The organism is Kitasatospora sp. MY 5-36 (assembly GCF_001182915.1).
Taxonomy (GTDB): Bacteria; Actinomycetota; Actinomycetes; order Streptomycetales; family Streptomycetaceae; genus Kitasatospora.
Window position 1 is genome coordinate 1 of sequence record NZ_LFVW01000977.1, and the last position, 2,752, is coordinate 2,752.

Below are 2,752 nucleotides of genomic sequence, written 5' to 3' on the forward strand. Positions count from 1 at the left end.
CGAGCGCGAGCCGCGGCCCGGTGGCGCGCAGCGGGCGGGCGTCGGCGGCCAGCGCCAGCAGCCCGCCGACCGGGCCGGGCAGCGGGTACGCCCACCAGAGCACGTCGCGCTGGTGCTCCTCGCGGTCGGTGACGGTCAGCCTTCCGATCCAGGGGCGGCCGTCGGCCGTCCGCTCGGCGAGGGTGTCGAACGCGTCGCAGGGACGGCGGACGGAGCAGCGTTCGAGCACCCGCGACTCCAGGGCGGGCAGCAGGCCGGAGGCCGGGCGGTCGTGGGCGACGTCGGCGCGGTGGCCGAAGAGCTCCTCGGCGGCCCGCCCCCACTGCGCGATCCGGCCGGACCGGTCGACCAGGACGGGGGCGAGCCGGACCAGGGCGGCCACCCCCGTCGGGTGGTCGCCCGGCGCGGTTCCGTCGCCCGCCGGCCGCGGTGTGGAGTTGGACTCGGCCACCATGGATTCGCTCTGCTCCCGCCTGGCCGCCGCGCCCGGGGCGGCCGTCTCTCCGGAGGAAGGCACGCTGTGCGGATACCAGCGAAGCACGGACCGGGCCGGGCTCGACACCGAAACGGGGAGATTCCTCAGGATCGGTTGCGTGTCGCGCGCCGCGCGCCGGTCCGTACCCCCGGTTCACCCGGACGGGGCCCGCGATCACGGCGGTAGGGTGGCAGGCCGGACCGCCCGTACGAGTGGTCCGCAGGACGCCGCCGGCCGGACGAGACAGAGGCGAGAAGTTGAGCGCGCAGAGCCCCGCCCGCTGGACCGACCCGGAGCAGCAGGCACTGGAGGAGCGGGTCGCCGCCGCCGAGCTGGCCTGGCTCAGCATGGACGTGGACGTCCAGACGCTGCGGGTCGAGATCGACAACTTCGCGCTGATCCACCACCAGCTGCTCGGCCCGCTCTACGCCCGGCTGGACGAGCTGGACGCGCTGGTCGCCGAGGCCGTGGCGGCCCGCACCGGCCTGCCGGAGGACCTGCGCCGGGCCGCCGAGGCGCGCCGGCAGGTCGACGAACTGCCCGACCTGGACGCGCTGTTCGACTCGGTGCGGGAGCAGACCGGCCAGGACGGCGAGCCGGCCCCGCCGCCGCCCGCCGCGCCGGAGCGGGTGCGGCCCGGCAAGGAGGCCCAGCGGATCTACCGCGAGCTGGTCCGCCGCGCCCACCCCGACCTGACCACCGACCCGGGCGAGCAGCAGCGCCGGGCCGCCTTCCTGGTCCGGGTCAACGAGGCCTACGCGTACGGGGACGCGGGCGCGCTGGGGGCCCTGGCCGCCGAGTGGTCCACCGCGCCGGAGGCCGCGCCGGCCGTCGACTCCCCCGACCGCTCGGACTGGCTGCGCCGCCGGCTGGACTGGCTGACCGCCAAGATCGCCGAGACCGCCGCCGAGCAGGTCCGGCTGGAGCAGACCCCGATGGGGCAGCTGCTCGCCCTCGCCCCGCAGGACCCGGACCGGCTGCTGGAACAGCTCGCCGAGGAGCTGCTGGCCAAGGCCGCCGGGCAGCAGGCCGAGCTGGCGCGGCTGCTCGGTGGCCCGGCCCCGGCGGACGGCCCGTCCTCCGGCGCCCACGGCACGGCGCCGGTGGGCGACAATGGCACGCACCCGACCGAATCCCAGGAGAGCCACACGATGTTCCCGCAGATCCCCTCCGCCGACGCCGCCGCCGTGCCCGCCGACGCCGCCCTGCTGGACGTGCGCGAGCAGGACGAGTGGGACGCCGGCCACGTGGACGGCGCCCTGCACATCCCGATCGGCGAGGTGATCGCCCGGCTCGGCGAGCTGCCGGACGAGAAGCTGTACGTGCTCTGCCGGGTCGGCGGCCGCTCCGCGCAGGTCGTCCAGTACCTGGTGCAGCAGGGCCGGGAGGCCGTGAACGTGGACGGCGGGATGTACGCCTGGCAGGGTGCGGGCCGTCCGATGGTGAGCAGCACCGGCCAGGAGGCCTTCGTCCTCTGACGGCCCCCGCCCCACGGCCCTTAGGGCAGGATGGGCGCGCGCGAGCGCGCCGGCACCGGGTCGGCGGTGCCCGCCGACCGGTCGGGGGAGGCCATGACCGAGACGACGGACCGGCCGGCTGCCGGACGGGCCTGGTCCAGGCCCGCGCAGCTGGTCCTCGGCTTCGCCGGGGCGGTGCTGGCCGGCGGCACCGGGCTGTTCCTCGCCGCGGTCTTCCTGCACGTCGCGCCCGCCAACTCGGTGTCCCGGCAGTACCGGGACGAGGTCGACGGCCTGGTGTACCCGGAGTTCGAGCAGAACTGGAAGCTGTTCGCGCCCAACCCGCTCCAGCAGAACGTGAGCGTGGACGCCCGGGTCCGCACCGCCGCGCCCGCCGGGGCCACCCGTACCGGGGACTGGATCGGGCTGACCGCGCAGGACATCGCCGCGATACGGGGCAACCCGGCGCCCAGCCACGTCGACCAGAACCTGCTGCGCCGGGCCTGGGACTTCTACGACGGCACGCACAACCCGCAGGACGAGAGCCCGGCCTCCCCGCGCGGCCGGCTCGCCGAGCAGTACCTCAAGCGGATCGCCCTGCAGCGGATCGGCCGGGAGGCGGACGGCGAACGGGTCCTGGAGATCCAGTTCCGCTCGACCGCGGTCACCGTCCCGCCGCCGTCCTGGAGCGGCGAGCCCGCGCCGGCGGCGCCCCGGGTGCGGGAGCTGCCGTGGTGGCCGGTGGCGGACGAGGACTACCGGGGGCTGCTCGGATGAACGAGGCGACGGTACGGGCACTGGTCGCCCGGGCTCTCGCCAA

3 protein-coding genes are annotated in these 2,752 nt (G+C 76.4%); 2 read left to right on the top strand and 1 reads right to left on the bottom strand.

Annotation, left to right across the window (positions count from 1 at the left end; translation table 11 throughout):
* A partial coding sequence (locus AE652_RS39070; RefSeq protein WP_234348704.1) for a PAS domain-containing protein occupies positions 1–517 on the bottom strand: 517 nt, incomplete at its 3' end.
* 215 nt (positions 518–732) lie between these two features.
* On the opposite strand from AE652_RS39070, the gene AE652_RS44550 reads away from it, so the two are divergent.
* A complete protein-coding gene (locus tag AE652_RS44550; protein WP_063780416.1) occupies positions 733–1,953 on the top strand; it encodes a rhodanese-like domain-containing protein in 1,221 nt (406 codons plus the stop codon).
* A 93-nt stretch (positions 1,954–2,046) separates the two neighbouring features.
* Positions 2,047–2,709: a DUF5819 family protein gene (locus tag AE652_RS39080; protein WP_049660264.1), complete on the top strand. Its 663-nt coding sequence runs from the start codon at positions 2,047–2,049 to the stop codon at positions 2,707–2,709.
* The last annotated feature ends 43 nt before the right edge of the window (positions 2,710–2,752 follow it).